Here is an 18,312-nt window from a genome sequence, read left to right as displayed (position 1 = left end):
ATTAACTCCTTGCCTAAAGGACTGAATCAGCCTTGTTTTTTGGATACAGTTTCAGCGATGTGCGCCGGAGCTGTGTTGTATTTTTTGAATTCCATAGAGTAGCTTGCGCGACCCTGGGACATGGAACGAACGTCGGTCGCATAACCGAACATCTCGCCCAACGGAACCTCGGCGCGAATCACTTTGCCGGAAACCGTGTCTTCCATACCCAAGATCATGCCGCGACGACGGTTAAGGTCGCCCATGACATCACCCATATAGTCTTCAGGTGTAACAACTTCTACCGCCATGATTGGCTCAAGCAACTCACCACCGCCCTTCTGGGCCAGTTGCTTGGTTGCCATGGAAGCAGCCACCTTAAACGCCATCTCGTTGGAGTCGACGTCGTGGTAAGAACCGTCAAAAACGGTTGCTTTCAGGCCGATCAGCGGATAGCCGGCAACAACACCGTTCTTCATCTGCTCTTCGATACCCTTCTGGATAGCAGGGATGTATTCCTTAGGAACAACACCACCTACTACTTCGTTCACGAATTGCAGACCTTCCTGACCTTCGTCAGCAGGAGCAAAACGGATCCAGCAGTGACCGAACTGACCACGACCGCCGGACTGACGAACGAACTTGCCTTCGATTTCACAGTTCTTCGTGATGCGCTCACGATAGGAAACCTGAGGCTTACCGATGTTGGCTTCGACGTTGAACTCACGGCGCATCCGGTCAACCAGGATGTCCAGGTGCAGCTCGCCCATGCCGGAGATGATCGTTTGACCAGTCTCTTCATCAGTCTTGACGCGGAAAGATGGATCTTCCTGAGCAAGCTTGCCCAGAGCGATACCCATTTTTTCCTGGTCATCCTTGGTCTTAGGCTCTACGGCAACCGAAATAACCGGCTCCGGGAAGTCCATGCGAACCAGGATGATTGGCTTGGCAGCGTCGCACAAAGTCTCACCAGTGGTGACGTCCTTCATGCCGATCAGGGCCGCGATGTCACCAGCGCGTACTTCCTTGATCTCTTCACGGGCGTTTGCGTGCATTTGCACCATACGACCCACGCGCTCTTTCTTGCCTTTAACCGAGTTGATCACGCCGTCGCCGGAGGCCAACACGCCCGAGTAAACGCGGACGAAGGTCAAAGTACCCACAAATGGGTCGGTAGCGATCTTGAACGCCAGAGCCGAGAACGGCTCGTTGTCGTCTGCATGACGCTCCATCTCTTCTTCCTCGTTATCAGGGTTGGAACCCTTGATAGCAGGAATGTCGGTTGGAGCAGGCAGGTAGTCGATAACGGCGTCGAGAACCAGGGGAACACCCTTGTTCTTGAAGGAAGAACCGCAAACAGCCAAGACGATCTCGCCAGCGATGGTACGCTGACGCAGGGCGGCCTTGATTTCCACGTTGGTGAGCTCTTCACCTTCGAGGTACTTGTTCATCAGCTCTTCGCTGGCTTCGGCCGCAGCCTCAACCATGTTGTTGCGCCACTCGTCAGCCAGTTCCTGAAGCTCTTCAGGGATAGGCTTGCGAACAGGAACCATACCTTTGTCAGAATCATTCCAGTAAACAGCTTCCATGTTGATCAGATCGATCTGACCCTGGAAGTTGTCTTCGGAACCGATAGCCAACTGGATTGGCACCGGAGTGTGACCCAGACGCTGCTTGATCTGACCGATCACGCGCAGGAAGTTGGCACCAGCACGGTCCATCTTGTTTACATAAACAAGACGTGGAACGCCGTACTTGTTGGCTTGACGCCATACGGTTTCCGACTGAGGCTCAACACCCGAGGTGCCGCAGAACACAACGACAGCGCCGTCGAGTACGCGCAGGGAACGCTCAACTTCAATGGTGAAGTCTACGTGACCCGGGGTATCGATTACGTTGAAGCGATGCTCGTCTTTGTACTGCTTCTCGGAACCTTTCCAGAAGGCGGTAATAGCAGCAGAAGTAATGGTAATACCACGCTCCTGCTCCTGAACCATCCAGTCTGTGGTCGCGGCGCCGTCATGCACCTCGCCCATTTTGTGACTTTTGCCGGTGTAAAACAGTACGCGCTCGGTGGTGGTGGTTTTACCAGCATCCACGTGAGCGACGATACCGATGTTACGGTAGCGGCTAATCGGAGTAGTACGAGCCATAAAGCCCTCGCAAAATTAGTGAAGCTAAAATTAGAAGCGGTAGTGCGAGAAAGCTTTGTTGGCTTCAGCCATACGGTGCACGTCTTCACGCTTCTTAACAGCAGCACCTTTACCTTCAGCAGCGTCCAACAGTTCGCCGGCCAAACGCAGAGCCATAGACTTCTCGCCGCGCTTACGGGCGAAGTCTACCAACCAGCGCATTGCCAGAGCGTTACGACGGGACGGGCGAACTTCAACCGGAACCTGGTAAGTAGCACCGCCTACACGGCGCGACTTCACTTCGACCAGCGGAGCGATGGCGTCGAGAGCTTTCTCGAAGATTTCCAGGGGGTCGCTGTTCTTGCGCTCTTTAACCTTTTCCAGCGCGCCATAAACGATACGCTCGGCAACGGCTTTCTTGCCGCTTTCCATTACGTGGTTCATGAACTTGGCCAGAATTTGGCTTCCGTATTTTGGATCGTCAAGCACTTCGCGCTTGGCTGCTACGCGTCTTCTTGGCATGGATAAGCCCTCAAACGGTCTTCAGGTTCGCTCGGAATCGGTGCCCTTTCGGGACGCCTCCGACCTTACTCTTATCGACTCAGAAAATAAGATGATTCAGGTTTACAAAAAGCCGCTACTACTTAGGCTTCTTGGTACCGTACTTCGAACGACCCTGGTTACGACCTTTAACGCCGGAAGTATCCAAGGAACCGCGTACGGTGTGATAACGAACACCTGGCAAGTCTTTTACACGACCGCCGCGGATCAGTACCACGCTGTGCTCTTGCAGGTTGTGGCCTTCACCGCCGATGTACGAGGAAACCTCGAAACCGTTGGTCAGACGCACACGGCATACTTTACGCAGTGCCGAGTTAGGTTTTTTCGGCGTGGTGGTATACACACGGGTGCATACGCCACGACGTTGCGGGCAGTTCTGCAGCGCAGGTACGTCGGATTTCTCGACGATACGCTTACGCGGCTGACGTACCAGCTGGTTGATAGTTGCCATCTACTAGCTCCACTGTTGTCTTGCGACGCTATTGTCTTGCAAGAAAAGCAAAATGGCAGGAACGAATTCCCGCCAAATTTAGGGGTACAAGAGTCTAAAGAGGATCTTGCCCCCAGTCAAGGCAAGGCCCCGACCTCCCCTCGCGTCGAACCGGGGCAAAAATGCCTCGATCCGACGAATGGGAGTGCCAGGGCCCAGACTCATCTATCGCGGAACTCAGTTACCGCTTGAGTTCAGCGCTTCGGTCAGTGCAGCTTCCACTTCACTGGCGCTTACGCGCAGCGGCTTGTCAGCATCACGGCGACGCTTACGTTCGCTGTGGTAAGCCAAGCCGGTACCCGCCGGGATCAGACGACCCACGACTACGTTTTCTTTCAGGCCGCGCAGGTAATCGCGCTTGCCGGTTACCGCTGCTTCGGTCAGTACGCGAGTGGTCTCCTGGAAGGAGGCCGCCGAGATGAACGACTCAGTGGACAACGACGCCTTGGTGATACCCAGCAACACGCGAGTGAACTTGGAGACAAATTTCTCTTCGTTCGCCAGGCGCTCGTTTTCTACCAGTACGTGAGTCAGTTCCATCTGGTCACCCTTGATGAAACTGGAATCGCCGGATTCAGCGATTTCAACTTTACGCAGCATCTGACGCAGGATGGTCTCGATGTGCTTGTCGTTGATCTTCACGCCTTGCAGACGGTAAACGTCCTGGATTTCGTTAACGATGTACTTGGCCAGCGCACTCACACCCAGCAGACGCAGGATGTCGTGTGGATCGCTCGGGCCGTCGGAGATAACTTCGCCGCGGTTTACCTGCTCGCCTTCGAACACGTTCAGGTGACGCCACTTCGGAATCAGCTCTTCATACGGATCGCTACCGTCGTTCGGAGTAATGACCAGACGGCGCTTGCCCTTGGTCTCTTTACCGAACGCGATGGTGCCGCTGACTTCAGCCAGAATCGACGCTTCTTTCGGACGACGAGCTTCGAACAAGTCGGCAACACGCGGCAGACCACCGGTGATGTCACGGGTCTTCGAAGTTTCTTGCGGAATACGCGCGATAACATCACCGATCGCGATCTTCGCACCATCCGCTACACCGACCAGGGCGTTGGCTGGCAGGAAGTACTGAGCGATTACGTCAGTGCCTGGCAGCAACAGGTCCTTGCCGTTGTCGTCGACCATCTTCACGGCAGGACGGATGTCTTTGCCGGCAGCTGGACGATCTTTGGCGTCGAGTACTTCAATGTTGGTCATACCGGTCAATTCGTCAGTCTGACGCTTGATCGTGATGCCTTCTTCCATGCCCACGTAGGTCACGGTACCTTTCATTTCGGTAACGATTGGGTGAGTGTGCGGATCCCACTTGGCCACGATTGCGCCAGCGTCGACCTTGTCACCTTCTTTAACCGAAATCACAGCACCGTACGGCAGCTTGTAACGCTCGCGCTCACGACCGTAGTCATCAGCGATTGCCAGCTCACCGGAACGGGACACAGCAACCAGGTGGCCATCCACTCGCTCAACGTGCTTGAGGTTGTGCAGACGGACGGTACCGCCATTCTTAACCTGAACACTGTCGGCTGCGGAGGTCCGGCTTGCCGCACCACCGATGTGGAACGTACGCATGGTCAGCTGGGTACCCGGCTCACCGATGGACTGGGCAGCGATAACGCCGACCGCTTCACCGATGTTCACCTGGTGACCACGAGCCAAGTCACGGCCGTAGCACTTGGCGCAGATGCCGTAGCGGGTTTCGCAGCTGATCGGCGAGCGAACGATCACTTCGTCGATGCTGTTGAGTTCGATGAACTCGACCCACTTCTCATCCACCAGGGTACCGGCAGGAACGATAACTTCCTCGGTGCCTGGCTTGAATACGTCACGGGCAATAACACGACCCAATACGCGCTCACCCAGCGGCTCTACAACGTCACCGCCTTCAATGTGCGGAGTCATCAGCAGGCCGTGCTCGGTGCCGCAATCGATCTCGGTTACAACCAGATCTTGTGCAACGTCTACCAGACGACGAGTCAGGTAACCGGAGTTAGCGGTTTTCAACGCGGTATCCGCAAGACCCTTACGAGCACCGTGAGTGGAGATGAAGTACTGAAGTACGCTCAAACCTTCACGGAAGTTCGCAGTAATCGGCGTTTCGATGATGGAACCGTCCGGCTTGGCCATCAGGCCACGCATACCGGCGAGCTGACGGATCTGCGCAGCAGAACCCCGTGCGCCCGAGTCGGCCATCATGTACATCGAGTTGAAGGACTCTTGGTCAACTTCGTCGCCGTGACGGTCGATGACTTTCTCTTTCGAGAGGTTGGCCATCATCGCCTTGGAAACTTCGTCGTTCGCCTTGGACCAAAGGTCGATCACCTTGTTGTACTTCTCGCCCTGAGTTACCAGGCCGGAGGCGTACTGGCTCTCGATCTCTTTCACTTCGTCAGTAGCAGCACTGATGATGCGAGCTTTTTCATCCGGGATAACGAAGTCGTTAACACCGATGGAAACGCCGGAGATAGTCGAGTAAGCGAAACCTGTGTACATCAACTGGTCAGCGAAGATAACGGTCTCTTTCAAACCAACCACGCGGTAGCACTGGTTGATCAGCTTGGAGATCGCCTTTTTCTTCATCGGCAGGTTGACGACGTCGTACGACAGACCTTTTGGCACAACCTGATACAACAGCGCACGGCCGACAGTGGTGTCGACGATACGGGTGTTGCTCACGCTGCCGCCGTCACGGTCGTTGACGGTTTCGTTGATCCGCACCTTGACCTTGGCGTGCAGTGCGGCTTCGCCAGCACGGAACACACGGTCAACTTCTTGCAGGTCAGCGAACACACGACCCTCGCCTTTGGCGTTGATCGCTTCACGAGTCATGTAGTACAGACCCAATACAACGTCCTGCGACGGAACGATGATTGGCTCACCGTTAGCTGGCGACAGAATGTTGTTGGTCGACATCATCAACGCACGCGCTTCCAACTGGGCTTCCAGTGTCAGCGGTACGTGCACGGCCATTTGGTCGCCGTCGAAGTCGGCGTTGTACGCAGCACAGACCAGAGGGTGCAGCTGGATAGCCTTACCTTCGATCAGTACAGGTTCAAACGCCTGGATACCCAGACGGTGAAGGGTCGGTGCACGGTTGAGGAGAACCGGGTGTTCGCGGATCACTTCAGCGAGAACGTCCCAAACCTCTGGCAGTTCGCGCTCGACCATTTTCTTGGCCGCTTTGATGGTGGTCGCAAGACCGCGCATTTCCAGCTTGCCGAAGATGAACGGCTTGAACAGCTCGAGTGCCATCTTCTTAGGCAGACCGCACTGGTGCAGACGCAGGGTCGGGCCTACGGTAATTACCGAACGACCGGAGTAGTCAACACGCTTACCGAGCAAGTTCTGACGGAAACGACCCTGCTTACCCTTGATCATGTCAGCCAAGGATTTCAGAGGACGCTTGTTCGAACCGGTGATAGCGCGGCCACGACGACCGTTGTCGAGCAGGGCATCGACCGCTTCTTGCAACATACGCTTTTCGTTGCGCACGATGATGTCCGGAGCGGACAGATCAAGCAGGCGCTTCAAGCGGTTGTTACGGTTGATCACGCGGCGGTACAGGTCGTTGAGGTCGGACGTCGCGAAACGACCACCGTCCAACGGCACCAGCGGACGCAGGTCTGGCGGCAGAACCGGCAGAACGGTCAGCACCATCCACTCTGGCAAGTTGCCGGAACCCTGGAAGGCTTCCATCAACTTCAGACGCTTGGACAGTTTCTTGATCTTGGTTTCGGAGTTGGTTTGCGGAATCTCTTCGCGCAGACGACCAATCTCGTGCTCCAGGTCGATAGCGTGCAGCAGTTCGCGGACAGCTTCGGCACCCATGCGGGCATCGAAATCGTCGCCGAACTCTTCCAGCGCTTCGAAGTACTGCTCGTCGTTCAGCAGCTGACCTTTTTCAAGGGTGGTCATGCCTGGGTCGATAACGACATAGCTCTCGAAGTAGAGAACACGTTCGATATCACGCAGGGTCATGTCCATCAGCAAGCCGATACGGGACGGCAGCGATTTCAGGAACCAGATGTGGGCAACCGGCGAAGCCAGTTCGATGTGCGCCATGCGCTCACGACGAACTTTGGCCAGTGCGACTTCAACGCCACACTTCTCGCAGATCACACCACGGTGCTTCAAGCGCTTGTACTTACCGCACAGGCACTCGTAATCCTTTACCGGGCCAAAGATCTTGGCGCAGAACAGGCCGTCACGCTCAGGTTTGAACGTACGGTAGTTGATGGTTTCCGGCTTTTTAACTTCACCGAACGACCACGAACGGATCATCTCAGGCGATGCCAACCCAATACGGATGGCGTCGAACTCTTCGACTTGACCCTGGTTTTTCAGCAAATTCAGTAGGTCTTTCAAGGCCTTTCCTCCTGGCGGAGCAGAGAGCGGGCTAAACAGCCCCGCTCTCGATTCGCGTCACGTGTTATTCGGTTTCCAGATCGATATCGATGCCGAGGGAACGAATTTCTTTGATCAACACGTTGAAGGACTCGGGCATGCCCGGCTCCATACGGTGATCGCCGTCCACGATGTTTTTGTACATCTTGGTACGACCGTTCACATCGTCCGACTTCACTGTGAGCATTTCTTGCAGAGTGTATGCAGCACCGTATGCTTCCAGTGCCCAGACCTCCATCTCCCCGAAACGCTGACCACCGAACTGAGCCTTACCACCCAGCGGCTGCTGGGTAACCAGGCTGTACGAACCGGTAGAACGAGCGTGCATCTTGTCGTCTACCAAGTGGTTCAGCTTCAGCATGTACATGTAGCCAACAGTAACCGGGCGCTCGAACTTGTTGCCGGTACGGCCGTCGAACAGCTGCATCTGGCCGCTTTCTGGCAGGTCTGCCAGTTTCAGCATGGCCTTGATTTCGCTTTCCTTGGCACCATCGAACACCGGGGTAGCCATTGGAACGCCGCCGCGCAGGTTCTTCGCCAGATCCAGGATTTCCTGGTCGGAGAAGGTGTCCAGCTCTTCGTTGCGACCGCCGATCTCGTTGTAGATCTCGTGCAGGAACTTACGCAGGTCTGCGACTTTGCGCTGCTCTTCGATCATGCGGTTGATCTTCTCGCCCAGACCTTTGGCCGCGAGGCCCAGGTGGGTTTCAAGGATCTGACCAACGTTCATACGCGAAGGTACGCCCAACGGGTTGAGGACGACGTCGACCGGGGTGCCATTGGCATCGTGCGGCATGTCTTCAACCGGCATGATCACAGAGACCACACCTTTGTTACCGTGACGACCGGCCATCTTGTCGCCCGGTTGGATGCGGCGACGGATTGCCAGGTAAACCTTGACGATTTTCAGCACGCCTGGAGCCAGGTCATCGCCCTGCTGCAGTTTGCGCTTCTTGTCTTCGAACTTGTCGTCCAGCAGACGGCGACGATCAACGATATAGGCCTGGGCCTTCTCGAGCTGCTCGTTCAGAGCATCTTCAGCCATGCGCAGTTTGAACCACTGGCCGTGCTCAAGACCGTCGAGGATTTCGTCGGTGATGTCCTGACCTTTCTTCAGGCCTGCGCCGCCTTCAGCCTTGTGGCCTACCAGAGCGGAACGCAGACGTTCGAAGGTCGCGCCTTCAACGATACGGAACTCTTCGTTCAGGTCCTTGCGGATCTCGTCGAGCTGGGTCTTCTCGATGGACAGTGCACGAGCATCACGCTCAACGCCGTCACGGGTGAAGACCTGTACGTCGATGACCGTACCCTTGGTACCGGTAGGTACACGCAGGGAGGTGTCTTTAACGTCGCTGGCTTTTTCACCGAAGATGGCACGCAGCAGCTTCTCTTCCGGCGTCAGTTGGGTCTCGCCTTTCGGAGTGACTTTACCGACCAGGATGTCGCCAGCGCCAACTTCAGCACCTACATAAACGATACCGGCTTCGTCCAGCTTGTTCAGTGCAGCTTCACCCACGTTCGGGATGTCTGCAGTGATTTCCTCAGGCCCAAGCTTGGTATCACGCGCCACACAGGTCAGTTCCTGGATGTGGATCGTGGTGAAGCGGTCTTCTTGAACCACACGCTCGGACAGGCAGATGGAGTCTTCGAAGTTGAAGCCGTTCCATGCCATGAACGCGATGCGCATGTTCTGACCCAGAGCCAGTTCACCCATGTCGGTGGACGGGCCGTCGGCCATGATGTCGCTACGCTGAACGCGATCACCCTTGCTCACCAGCGGACGCTGGTTGATGCAGGTGTTCTGGTTCGAGCGGGTGTATTTGGTCAGGTTGTAGATGTCGACACCGGCTTCGCCAGTTTCTACTTCGTCATCGGCAACACGAACCACGATACGGCTGGCATCAACGGAGTCGATCACGCCGCCACGACGAGCCACGACGCAAACGCCGGAGTCACGTGCTACGTTGCGTTCCATGCCGGTACCTACCAGCGGCTTGTCAGCACGCAGGGTCGGTACAGCTTGACGCTGCATGTTGGAACCCATCAACGCACGGTTGGCGTCATCGTGTTCCAGGAACGGGATCAGCGACGCTGCAACCGAAACTACCTGCTTCGGAGAAACGTCCATCAAGGTGACGTCTTCCGGCGCCTTGACGGTGAACTCGTTCAAGTGACGAACAGCTACCAGCTCGTCGACCAGGACTTTCTTGTCGTTCATCGTGGCCGAAGCCTGAGCGATCACGTGATCAGCTTCTTCGATGGCGGACAGGAATACGATCTCGTCGGTGACCAGGGCGTCTTTCACCACACGGTATGGGCTTTCGAGGAAGCCGTACTGGTTGGTGCGCGCATAGGCAGCCAGAGAGTTGATCAGACCGATGTTCGGACCTTCCGGCGTTTCGATCGGGCATACACGACCGTAATGCGTCGGGTGTACGTCACGGACTTCAAAGCCAGCACGCTCACGGGTCAGACCGCCCGGGCCCAGTGCAGAAACACGGCGCTTGTGGGTGATCTCGGAGAGCGGGTTGTTCTGGTCCATGAACTGCGAAAGCTGGCTGGAACCGAAGAACTCTTTCACCGCCGCAGCCACTGGCTTGGCGTTGATCAGGTCTTGCGGCATCAGGCCTTCGCTTTCAGCCATCGACAGACGCTCTTTGACCGCACGCTCAACACGTACCAGGCCAACGCGGAACTGGTTCTCGGCCATTTCGCCTACGCAGCGAACACGACGGTTACCCAGGTGGTCGATGTCATCGACGATGCCTTTGCCGTTACGGATGTCGACCAGAGTCTTCAATACCGCGACGATGTCTTCCTTGCACAGCACGCCCGAACCTTCGATCTCGGTACGACCGATACGACGGTTGAACTTCATCCGGCCGACCGCAGACAGGTCATAACGCTCAGGGCTGAAGAACAGGTTGTTGAACAGGGTTTCGGCAGCGTCTTTGGTTGGTGGCTCACCAGGACGCATCATGCGATAGATCTCGACCAGCGCTTCCAATTGGTTGCTGGTGGAGTCGATCTTCAGTGTGTCGGAGATGAACGGACCGCAGTCGATATCGTTGGTGTACAGGGTCTCGATACGAACAACCTGGGCCTTGGCGATTTTGGCCAGGATCTCGGTGTTCAGCTCGGTGTTGCACTCAGCCAGGATTTCGCCTGTAGCCGGGTGAACGATGACCTTGGCGGTAGTGCGACCCAGAACGTAGTCCAGAGGCACTTCCAGCTCTTTGATACCGGCTTTTTCGATCTGGTTGATGTGGCGCGCAGTGATACGACGGCCAGCCTCAACGATGACCTTGCCTTTTTCATCCTGGATGTCCAGGACAGCAATTTCACCACGCAGACGCGAAGCGATCAGCTCCAGCTTGAGAGTTTCATCCTTCAGGCTGAATACGTTGGTGGTATAGAAAGCGTCCAGCACTTGCTCAGTGGTATAGCCGAGCGCGCGCAGCAGTACCGAGGCCGGCAGCTTGCGACGACGGTCGATACGCACGAACACGCAGTCTTTCGGGTCGAACTCGAAGTCCAACCACGAACCGCGGTACGGAATGATCCGCGCGGAGTACAGGAGTTTGCCGGAGCTGTGCGTCTTGCCGCGGTCGTGGTCGAAGAACACGCCCGGGGAACGGTGCAGTTGGGAAACGATTACACGCTCGGTACCGTTGATTACGAAGGTACCGTTCTCAGTCATCAATGGGATTTCGCCCATGTAGACTTCTTGCTCTTTGATGTCCTTGATCGCTTTGTTCGACGATTCTTTGTCGAAAATGATCAAACGGACTTTTACCCGCAAAGGTACGGCGTACGTAACGCCACGCAACACGCATTCTTTGACATCAAATGCCGGTTCGCCCAGGCGATAACCGACGTACTCCAGCGCAGCATTGCCGGAGTAGCTGATGATCGGGAAAACGGATTTGAAGGCCGCATGCAGGCCCACGTCGCGGAACTGATCTTTGGTCGCTCCCGCCTGCAAGAATTCACGATACGAATCCAGCTGGATAGCCAGAAGGTACGGGACATCCATGACGTCCGGCAACTTGCTAAAGTCCTTGCGGATACGTTTTTTCTCAGTATATGAGTAAGCCATCAGCGTTCCCCAGCTTGGTCACCTGCTTGTTTGGCCCCTCCGACGGGAGCAGCCAGAAAATCTTGCAAACCCCATGGTTTGCACCACCGCTTCGGGTGGCTACAGCGCGTTAATGGCGGCGACCGAGTCGACAGCCAAGAACGGAAAAAGGCCGGTGGCAAGAGCCACCAGCCATCAGCCTTCAGCTTAACGCTTGGGCTGGAGACGCAAGGTCGATGCTTACTTCAGCTCGACTTTAGCGCCTGCTTCTTCCAGAGTAGCTTTGGCTTTGTCAGCTGCGTCTTTAGTAACAGCTTCCAGAACCATGGCAGGAGCGCCGTCAACTACAGCCTTGGCTTCTTTCAGGCCCAGACCGGTCAGTTCACGTACTGCCTTGATCACGTTTACTTTCTTCTCGCCAGCTTCGGTCAGCATGACGTTGAATTCGGTTTGCTCTTCAACAACGGCGGCAGCAGCAGCTGGACCGGCGGAAGCAGCGGCAGCGGAAACGCCGAATTTTTCTTCGAAAGCTTTGATCAGCTCAACAACCTGCAGAACCGACATTTCAGCTACGGCGTTGAGGATATCGTCTTGGGAGATAGACATTGCTGTATTTCCTGAATTGGGGGACGGCCTACGCGGCCATCGAAATAAACAAAAATACGCGAGAGAGGTTGCTCAGCCTTAGGCTGCTGCAGCTTCTTTTTGCTCGCGAACTGCAGCCAGAGTACGAGCCAGCTTGCTGGTAGCGCCTTGAATCACGCTCATCAGCTGCGAAATGGCTTCGTCGCGGGTCGGCAGTGTTGCCAGTACGTCGATTTGGTTAGCTGCGAGGAACTTGCCCTCGAACGCAGCTGCCTTGATCTCGAACTTATCCTGACTCTTGGCGAATTCCTTGAACAAACGGGCAGCAGCGCCTGGATGATCTTTAGAGAACGCGATCAGAGTCGGGCCAGTGAACACGTCGTTGAGAACACTGTATTCAGTGTCAGCAACGGCGCGCTTGAGCAGGGTGTTACGTACAACACGCACGTATACGCCAGCTTCACGAGCCTCTTTACGGAGTCCGGTCATAGCGCCTACTGTCACACCACGGGCATCAGCCACGACAGCGGACAGAGCAGCTTTGGCAGCCTCGTTGACTTCAGCGACGATGGCCTTCTTGTCTTCGAGATTAATTGCCACGGGTTTAACTCCTGCTTGTTACCGTTTCATCTGGCCTAGGCCTGATGTCGTTTTGGTGTCTGATTCGGTAAGGAACCGGGAGCACCATCTGCGTAGGCTTGTTGGTTTAAGACTTGCGTCGCCTACGGTCTTGGATAGCCCCCGCCAGGCAGGGACCCCAATCTTTCAATTGGCGCAATTGCTCGCGCCAATTTATGTCTTATACGTCCAGCGAGCCTTGGTCGATGACCAGACCTGGGCCCATAGTGGTGCTCAGGGTAACGCGCTTGACGTAGATACCTTTCGAGGAAGCAGGCTTGATACGCTTCAGATCAGCGATCAGGGCTTCAACGTTTTCCTTCAGCTTGACGGCATCGAAGCCGACTTTGCCAACGGAGGTGTGAATGATGCCGTTTTTGTCGGTGCGATAACGAACCTGACCAGCCTTGGCGTTTTTAACCGCGGTAGCTACGTCTGGAGTTACGGTGCCGACTTTAGGGTTAGGCATCAGGCCACGCGGACCGAGGATCTGACCCAACTGACCTACAACGCGCATTGCATCCGGGGAAGCAATTACGACGTCATAGTTCAGGTCGCCGCCTTTCATTTCGGCAGCCAGGTCGTCCATGCCAACGCGATCAGCACCAGCGGCCAGAGCAGCTTCAGCAGCTGGGCCTTGGGTGAAGACGGCAACACGTACAGTCTTGCCAGTACCGTGTGGCAGCACAGTAGCGCTACGAACGACCTGGTCGGATTTACGTGGGTCAACGCCCAGGTTCACAGCAACGTCAACAGACTCGCTGAACTTGACAGTCGACAGCTCGGTCAGCAGGGCAGCAGCGTCTACGAAGTTGTAGGACTTGCCCGCTTCGATTTTGCCGGCGATAGCCTTTTGGCGCTTGGTCAGCTTAGCCATTACACACCCTCCACGTTAAGGCCCATGCTACGAGCAGAACCGGCGATGGTACGCACGGCTGCATCCATATCAGCTGCAGTCAGATCCGCGTTTTTGGTTTTCGCGATTTCTTCCAGCTGAGCACGGGTTACAGTGCCAACCTTAACGGTGTTAGGACGAGCGGAACCGCTGGTCAGACCGGCAGCTTTCTTCAGCAAAACCGAAGCCGGGGTCGACTTGGTTTCGAAGGTGAAGCTACGGTCGCTGTATACAGTGATGATCACTGGAGTCGGCAGACCTGGCTCAAGACCCTGAGTACGGGCGTTGAAGGCCTTGCAGAATTCCATGATGTTCACGCCGTGCTGACCCAGAGCTGGACCGACGGGTGGGCTAGGGTTGGCCTGAGCGGCCTTCACTTGCAGCTTGATGTAAGCGGTAATCTTCTTGGCCATGAGGCACTCCAATTACGGGTTCAAACGCCTCGAAAGGCTCCCCGGTTACTTGCGCGTTTATCCCAGTGACGACAAAACCCCACAGCCTAGGCTGCGGGGTTGGGATGCTTGTCCTGCTAGACCTTTTCGACCTGGCTGAACTCCAACTCTACCGGGGTAGAGCGACCGAAAATGAGCACCGCCACTTGGATCCGGCTCTTTTCGTAGTTAACTTCTTCGACCGTACCGTTGAAATCAGCGAACGGACCGTCTGTAACGCGAACAACCTCACCAGGCTCGAACAACGTCTTCGGCTTCGGCTTGTCGCTACCATCAGCAACACGACGCAGAATTGCTTCCGCCTCTTTGTCGGTGATCGGAGCAGGCTTATCGGCAGTACCGCCAATGAAGCCCATGACGCGAGGGGTATCCTTGACCAAGTGCCAAGTACCTTCGTTCATGTCCATCTGTACCAGCACGTAGCCAGGGAAGAACTTGCGTTCGCTTTTGCGCTTCTGCCCATTCCGCATTTCAACCACTTCTTCAGTGGGAACCAGAATTTCGCCGAAGCCATCTTCCATGCCTGCCAGCTTTACGCGCTCCAGCAAAGAGCGCATAACATGCTTCTCGTAACCCGAGTAAGCATGCACAACGTACCAACGCTTAGCCACGGGACACCCTTAGCCAACAATCAAGGAAACAAGCCAGCCGAGCAGGGAGTCAAGCCCCCACAACAGCAACGCCATAACCAGAACAACAGCCACGACAATCAATGTGGTCTGAGTGGTTTCTTGGCGAGTCGGCCAAACGACTTTACGGATTTCGGTGCGAGCTTCCTTAACCAGTACCGCGAAGGACTTGCCTTTGGCAGTCTGCAGGCCTACAAAGGCAGCTACAGCAGCGAGGGCAAGCAAAGCGAGTACACGGTACAGGATCGGCGAAGCAGAATAGTACTGATTGCCAACAACGCCTACGACCACCAAGGCGACTACAGCGAGCCACTTTACCAGATCGAAACGAGAGCTTTGAGCTTCAGCCTTAGGAGTCATCTATGAAGATCCTGTGAAAAGAAAGCCAGACACACCACGTGAATCTGGCAGGTCAGGAGGGAATCGAACCCCCAACCTACGGTTTTGGAGACCGTCGCTCTGCCAATTGAGCTACTGACCTAAAACAAAATCAGGCCGACCATTATGCAGGCCTGAAAAAGACTTTACAACAACCAACCCCACAAGACCTGAAACATCGAACAACATTCAAGCCGAGGCAGCTGTTAAAACAAAGGCAGATATTTTCATATCTGCCTTGTCATATGGAGCTCTTGAGCGGATTTGAACCGCTGACCTCACCCTTACCAAGGGTGTGCTCTACCAACTGAGCTACAAGAGCGAAACACCTCGCACAACCTGCAAACTTGGAGCGGGTAGCGGGAATCGAACCCGCATCATCAGCTTGGAAGGCTGAGGTTCTACCACTAAACTATACCCGCGGAGCTTGCAGCTCACGCTAAAAATGGTGGAGGGGGAAGGATTCGAACCTTCGAAGTCGTAGACGTCAGATTTACAGTCTGATCCCTTTGGCCGCTCGGGAACCCCTCCTAAGCGAGCCGGCATTTTACATCACGCCGACCTTCTGTCAAGCATTTTCTCATTTAAATTATGAGGTTAGCTGCATTGACGGTAGCTTTGCACTGTAGCCCTTAAAGGTCTTCACTGCGAAGCGGGCGCCATTCTATGCAAACTATTCGAGAGTTGCAATGCCTTCGCACAGCATTATTTTATGTTTTAACTCATTGAATTCATTAGCAAGGCTTTCAAAGGGCAGATCGTCAGCCAGGCGACGGCTCTCAGGGGCCACACGCAACCAATAACCCGAGGCGCTCTGTGCATTCAGCAACTGGACCGTGACCTTTATATCCAGGCTCGTGAGCCTCTGCTCGAGAGAGGAGGCTTGGCGTCGATCCGAGAAACCACCGATGTACAAGCAGGTATTCTGCGCCTCCACCGACCTCGCTCGATCACGCCGAGCCACCACATCTGCCGACTCACTCAAGAGGCGAATATCTTGCTGCGCTCCTCGATGGAGACTCAAGGGCGTGACATCCTTGGCCCGCAATGGCGCCTCTTGCTGATGCCAGACGTAATAAAAAACATTGAGAACCAGTAAAAGTAAAAACAGCCAGCGCATAATCACCTCAAGACAAAGGACACGCCATCGCCAAACCAACAAACACCAGGTCCGGGACCAGCCGAGCCTGAGGCGCAGCATCCCTGACCAGGTCGGCATCGCCTCCAGTGAGGAAGACCGTGAAATCCTCCCCCCAATAGCCTCGCGCCAACTCGAGCTGAGTCAGCACGAAACCTCTAAGCATGAGCGTACAACCACGCTCGACGGCCTCTACGGTCGTGCGACCTGGAGAGAGACGCTCCAGCGCCCGCTCAGCGGCCGCGTCGTCATAACGTATCTTGCGAGTATGGGTTCGCAGTTGATTACGCATAAGCGGCATACCCGGGCAAATAAACCCCCCCAGGTGCTCACCGTCCGGACCGATAAAATCTGCGGTCGCCGCCGTACCAAAATCGAGTACCAGACATGCACCTGACGCCAACTTGAACGCGCCTAGCATGGCCAGCCATCGATCCATTCCCAGGCGCTGGAAGTCTTCGTAGCCGTTGCGCACTCCGCTCATTTCTCGAGCAGAGGTGGCACAGGAAACAGCAACGCCAAATGCCCCTACCAACGCTGCTATCAACTTATCGGTCTCCTCAAGCGCGCGAACACTCACCAACCGACAACGCGTGAGCAATAGACCAGGCAAAGCCACCAAACTGTCGATCAGCGCAATATCCGAACCTGCGATGCCTTCGGCGCGGACACTTGCATCACTCGACTCAAGAACACGCCACTTGATAAAGCTATTTCCACAGTCGAGCTCAAGAATCATCACGCAACCTCAGACTTAGCTCACCACCGCTGTATATTTTCTCAACGCCACCGACATCCAAACGCAACGCGCCCTGACAATCTACACCGAGCACAACCCCATCAATCTGATTGACGCCCGCGATAAGCGACACACACTTCCCTTGCCACGCGTGATGCTGCTCCCACTCTGCTTGCAGCCCAGCAAAACCCGCAGCCTTGTGTCGGTCCAGGTAGGCTTGTAGCTGCAAGCCCAGTCGCGCCACCAGGTGATTGCGATCAACAGAAGAGCCCGTCTCGAGCTGCATCGAGGTCCACTGCTGATCAACCTCTACAGCCTTCTGCATATTCACATTGATACCTATCCCTAGCACAACGTGACAGATATCTGCGGGATCTCCCACCAACTCAAGCAAGATGCCTGAGATTTTCTTGTGCCCAACCAGGACGTCGTTTGGCCACTTCAAAGCTGCGCCCTCCACGCCCGACTCACGCAGAGCCTGCAGGACTGCCAGCCCCACCACCAGACTCAGCCCTTCCAGTTGCCGCAGGCCGCCCTCAACACGCAATACAAGGCTGTAGTAAACGTTTTGCGCAAATGGGCTGACCCATTTGCGGCCTCGTCGCCCCCTACCAGCCGTCTGCTGCTCCGCTAGCACAATAAAAGGAGCCGCACTGCCCGCATCGACAAGACGTAAAGCCTCAGCATTAGTGGAGTCAATGGAGTCGAAAATGTGAACGGGCCAAGCCAAGGAAGCCGCCCTCTGAGAAATTTCCTGCGCATTCAAAAACATCAATGGCGCAGCCAATTTATATCCGCGCCCCCGGATCTTATGAATGGGGAGATTCAATTCTGCCTCAAGATGCTGAAGCTGCTTCCACACGGCACTGCGACTGACGCCTAGGGCGGCACCAAGCGCTTCTCCAGAATGAAAGCGACCATCTTTCAGAAGTTTCAACAACGTCAGCATGCACATATCGCCTCAGAATGAGGCACGCATGATAGCCATGCGCAGGGTCATTGCATAGAAAGGCTGGATATCAGTCATGATCGACGCCCCACCAGATTTTCGAGCGCCCAAAACAAAACCCCAACTGCTTTCGCAATTGGGGTTTCGGAATTTAATCTTGACGATGACCTACTCTCACATGGGGAAACCCCACACTACCATCGGCGATGCATCGTTTCACTGCTGAGTTCGGGATGGGATCAGGTGGTTCCAATGCTCTATGGTCGTCAAGAA

At 55.4% G+C, this 18,312-nt stretch carries 14 protein-coding genes, 4 tRNA genes and 1 rRNA gene; all 19 read right to left on the bottom strand.

What is annotated here, in order from left to right:
• Nucleotides 1-26: 26 nt before the first annotated feature.
• Nucleotides 27-2,132: an elongation factor G gene (gene fusA / locus GIV35_RS10175; RefSeq protein ID WP_003194651.1), complete on the bottom strand. Its 2,106-nt coding sequence runs from the start codon at nucleotides 2,130-2,132 to the stop codon at nucleotides 27-29.
• Between the two features lie 30 nt (nucleotides 2,133-2,162).
• Entirely contained in the window at nucleotides 2,163-2,633 is a 471-nt protein-coding gene (gene rpsG / locus GIV35_RS10170; RefSeq protein ID WP_002555493.1) for a 30S ribosomal protein S7, read from the bottom strand.
• Between the two features lie 118 nt (nucleotides 2,634-2,751).
• On the bottom strand, nucleotides 2,752-3,123 hold the full coding sequence (gene rpsL, locus GIV35_RS10165) for a 30S ribosomal protein S12 (RefSeq protein WP_002555494.1): 372 nt from the start codon (nucleotides 3,121-3,123) through the stop codon (nucleotides 2,752-2,754).
• A gap of 216 nt (nucleotides 3,124-3,339) precedes the next feature.
• On the bottom strand, nucleotides 3,340-7,539 hold the full coding sequence (rpoC, locus tag GIV35_RS10160) for a DNA-directed RNA polymerase subunit beta' (protein ID WP_005791982.1): 4,200 nt from the start codon (nucleotides 7,537-7,539) through the stop codon (nucleotides 3,340-3,342).
• A gap of 64 nt (nucleotides 7,540-7,603) precedes the next feature.
• On the bottom strand, nucleotides 7,604-11,677 hold the full coding sequence (rpoB, locus tag GIV35_RS10155; RefSeq protein ID WP_010206926.1) for a DNA-directed RNA polymerase subunit beta: 4,074 nt from the start codon (nucleotides 11,675-11,677) through the stop codon (nucleotides 7,604-7,606).
• A gap of 219 nt (nucleotides 11,678-11,896) precedes the next feature.
• A complete protein-coding gene (gene rplL, locus GIV35_RS10150) occupies nucleotides 11,897-12,262 on the bottom strand; it encodes a 50S ribosomal protein L7/L12 (RefSeq protein WP_020302454.1) in 366 nt (121 codons plus the stop codon).
• A 78-nt stretch (nucleotides 12,263-12,340) separates the two neighbouring features.
• Nucleotides 12,341-12,841, bottom strand: coding sequence for a 50S ribosomal protein L10 (gene rplJ / locus GIV35_RS10145; RefSeq protein WP_003232405.1), 501 nt, complete (start codon nucleotides 12,839-12,841; stop codon nucleotides 12,341-12,343).
• Between the two features lie 199 nt (nucleotides 12,842-13,040).
• Entirely contained in the window at nucleotides 13,041-13,736 is a 696-nt protein-coding gene (gene rplA, locus GIV35_RS10140) for a 50S ribosomal protein L1 (RefSeq protein WP_003176434.1), read from the bottom strand.
• Nucleotides 13,736-14,167, bottom strand: a complete 432-nt coding sequence (gene rplK, locus GIV35_RS10135) for a 50S ribosomal protein L11 (protein ID WP_003176435.1) — start codon at nucleotides 14,165-14,167, stop codon at nucleotides 13,736-13,738. Before rplK ends, rplA begins: the two co-directional genes overlap by 1 nt.
• Nucleotides 14,168-14,283: 116 nt before the next feature.
• Nucleotides 14,284-14,817, bottom strand: coding sequence for a transcription termination/antitermination protein NusG (nusG, locus tag GIV35_RS10130; protein WP_003176436.1), 534 nt, complete (start codon nucleotides 14,815-14,817; stop codon nucleotides 14,284-14,286).
• Between the two features lie 9 nt (nucleotides 14,818-14,826).
• On the bottom strand, nucleotides 14,827-15,195 hold the full coding sequence (gene secE / locus GIV35_RS10125) for a preprotein translocase subunit SecE (protein WP_003194658.1): 369 nt from the start codon (nucleotides 15,193-15,195) through the stop codon (nucleotides 14,827-14,829).
• Between the two features lie 45 nt (nucleotides 15,196-15,240).
• Nucleotides 15,241-15,316: transfer RNA gene (locus tag GIV35_RS10120), tRNA-Trp, on the bottom strand.
• 143 nt (nucleotides 15,317-15,459) lie between these two features.
• Nucleotides 15,460-15,535, bottom strand: a tRNA-Thr gene (locus GIV35_RS10115).
• Between the two features lie 26 nt (nucleotides 15,536-15,561).
• Nucleotides 15,562-15,635, bottom strand: a tRNA-Gly gene (locus GIV35_RS10110).
• Nucleotides 15,636-15,659: 24 nt separating this feature from the next.
• Nucleotides 15,660-15,744, bottom strand: a tRNA-Tyr gene (locus tag GIV35_RS10105).
• A gap of 142 nt (nucleotides 15,745-15,886) precedes the next feature.
• Nucleotides 15,887-16,333 (bottom strand): hypothetical protein, encoded by a 447-nt coding sequence (locus tag GIV35_RS10100; protein WP_236264451.1) that lies wholly within the window; start codon nucleotides 16,331-16,333, stop codon nucleotides 15,887-15,889.
• A 7-nt stretch (nucleotides 16,334-16,340) separates the two neighbouring features.
• Nucleotides 16,341-17,090, bottom strand: coding sequence for a pantothenate kinase (locus GIV35_RS10095; RefSeq protein ID WP_054896954.1), 750 nt, complete (start codon nucleotides 17,088-17,090; stop codon nucleotides 16,341-16,343).
• Complete coding sequence (birA, locus tag GIV35_RS10090) at nucleotides 17,080-18,039, bottom strand: bifunctional biotin--[acetyl-CoA-carboxylase] ligase/biotin operon repressor BirA (RefSeq protein ID WP_223024229.1); 960 nt, start codon at nucleotides 18,037-18,039, stop codon at nucleotides 17,080-17,082. The genes GIV35_RS10095 and birA overlap by 11 nt, the downstream gene beginning before the upstream one ends.
• A gap of 155 nt (nucleotides 18,040-18,194) precedes the next feature.
• Nucleotides 18,195-18,310 (bottom strand): 5S ribosomal RNA (gene rrf, locus GIV35_RS10085).
• Nucleotides 18,311-18,312 lie beyond the last annotated feature (2 nt).

Origin of the sequence: Pseudomonas sp. PA-1-6B (assembly GCF_021609545.1) — a bacterium.
GTDB classification, from domain to species: Bacteria; Pseudomonadota; Gammaproteobacteria; order Pseudomonadales; family Pseudomonadaceae; genus Aquipseudomonas; species Aquipseudomonas fluorescens_BV.
This window is presented reverse-complemented; position numbering and strand designations above follow the sequence as displayed.

Bases quoted from the DNA above. Each gene is read 5' to 3' on its own strand.
- fusA (WP_003194651.1), bottom strand. From the start codon at position 2,132: ATGGCTCGTACTACTCCGATTAGCCGCTACCGTAACATCGGTATCGTC.
- rpsG (WP_002555493.1), bottom strand. From the start codon at position 2,633: ATGCCAAGAAGACGCGTAGCAGCCAAGCGCGAAGTGCTTGACGATCCA.
- rpsL (WP_002555494.1), bottom strand. From the start codon at position 3,123: ATGGCAACTATCAACCAGCTGGTACGTCAGCCGCGTAAGCGTATCGTC.
- rpoB (WP_010206926.1), bottom strand. From the start codon at position 11,677: ATGGCTTACTCATATACTGAGAAAAAACGTATCCGCAAGGACTTTAGC.
- rplL (WP_020302454.1), bottom strand. From the start codon at position 12,262: ATGTCTATCTCCCAAGACGATATCCTCAACGCCGTAGCTGAAATGTCG.
- rplA (WP_003176434.1), bottom strand. From the start codon at position 13,736: ATGGCTAAGCTGACCAAGCGCCAAAAGGCTATCGCCGGCAAAATCGAA.
- rplK (WP_003176435.1), bottom strand. From the start codon at position 14,167: ATGGCCAAGAAGATTACCGCTTACATCAAGCTGCAAGTGAAGGCCGCT.
- secE (WP_003194658.1), bottom strand. From the start codon at position 15,195: ATGACTCCTAAGGCTGAAGCTCAAAGCTCTCGTTTCGATCTGGTAAAG.
- GIV35_RS10100 (WP_236264451.1), bottom strand. From the start codon at position 16,333: ATGCGCTGGCTGTTTTTACTTTTACTGGTTCTCAATGTTTTTTATTAC.
- GIV35_RS10095 (WP_054896954.1), bottom strand. From the start codon at position 17,090: ATGATTCTTGAGCTCGACTGTGGAAATAGCTTTATCAAGTGGCGTGTT.
- birA (WP_223024229.1), bottom strand. From the start codon at position 18,039: ATGCTGACGTTGTTGAAACTTCTGAAAGATGGTCGCTTTCATTCTGGA.